Here is a 1,122-nt window from a genome sequence, read left to right as displayed (position 1 = left end):
CGGTGGCGGCGGTCCACTGCCGGTGCAGGGCCCGGCCGATCTCGCCGGGCCGGCCGGACGCCTGGGCGCCGAAGGCCGGGTGGGCCGGGTCGCTGGCGGTGACGGCGCGGGCGAGGCCGGCCAGGGTGGCGCTGGCCTCGTCCAGGCGGGCGGCCAGGGCGTGCAGGGGCTCCATGTCACGCCCCCGCGAGCGGCCGGTACGCCGCGAAGGTCTCGTTGTGCAGCTTCTCCCGGGCCCACTGCGCGGCGTCGGCGGCGGCGGTCACCGCGGCCTGCACGGAGCCGGCGACGTCCCGTGGGTTGCGGGCGTGCAGCGGGCCGAGGAAGCGCACGTCGATGATCCGCCCGCCGGCGGTCACCACCACCTCGACCAGCCCGTCGGGCGAGCGGACGGTGACCTCGACCGTCGCCACCGCCTGGTCGAACTCGGCCTGCAGAGACTCGATGCGCCGGTACCGCCGCACCGCCTCCTCGATCCAGGCCTCGTCGATCTCGCCCCGTGGCATCGCACTCCTCCCGGCAGACCCCTCACTGAGCGTGCCGCCACCGTCACTGCGGCACACCGGACCGTACCGCACACCAATCGTGACTGTCGATGCCCTGTGGATGACGCTCGGCGCGGGCGGATCAGCCCTTCCAGAGGGCGAGCATCATCGCCTCCACCGCGATCCGCGGCTTCACGTTCGCCTCGATCGCCGCCCGGCACCCCAGCACGGCCTCCAGCCGGCGCAGCGCCCCCTCGGCGTCCCACTTCTGCGCGCCCGCCCCGGCCACTGCGGCGGTGTCGGTGTGCACCGGCGCGACCGGCGCCCGCAGCGCCATGGTGAGCGCGTCCCGGTAGAAACCGGCCAGGTCGACCAGGGCCCGGTCCAGGGCGTCCCGCTGGGCCCGGGTGGCCCGCGACTTCTGCCGCTTCTCCAGGTCCTTGAGCTGGCCGGCGGCGCCGCGCATCGCGCCGGCCGCGCCCCGGCCGGTGCCACCCGCGCCGAGCGCGGTCTGCAACGCCGCCCGTTCCGTCTCGTCGATCTCGGTGACCGACGCCGCGGCCTCCGCCTCGGCCGCCTCGATCAGCGCGGAGGCGGCGTCGAAGGCCGCGCCCACGCCGGTCAGCCGGCGCGGCAC

Annotated in this window: 1 protein-coding gene and 1 pseudogene; both read right to left on the bottom strand. The window is 76.6% G+C overall.

The window, feature by feature from the left end; translation table 11 throughout:
- Positions 1 to 176: 176 nt before the first annotated feature.
- Entirely contained in the window at positions 177 to 506 is a 330-nt protein-coding gene (locus tag JNW87_RS38960) for a YbaB/EbfC family nucleoid-associated protein (RefSeq protein WP_109801720.1), read from the bottom strand.
- A gap of 121 nt (positions 507 to 627) precedes the next feature.
- Positions 628 to 1,122, bottom strand: a pseudogene (locus tag JNW87_RS38955) (DNA polymerase III subunit delta'); the annotation flags it as partial.

Source organism: Micromonospora sp. ATA51 (genome assembly GCF_016802855.1).
Taxonomy (GTDB): domain Bacteria; phylum Actinomycetota; class Actinomycetes; order Mycobacteriales; family Micromonosporaceae; genus Micromonospora; species Micromonospora sicca.
The sequence above is the reverse complement of the archived record's forward strand: the minus strand, read 5'-3'. Positions and strand labels throughout refer to the sequence as shown.

Coding starts and splice junctions, on each gene's coding strand:
- JNW87_RS38960 (WP_109801720.1), bottom strand. CDS start 506: ATGCCACGGGGCGAGATCGACGAGGCCTGGATCGAGGAGGCGGTGCGG.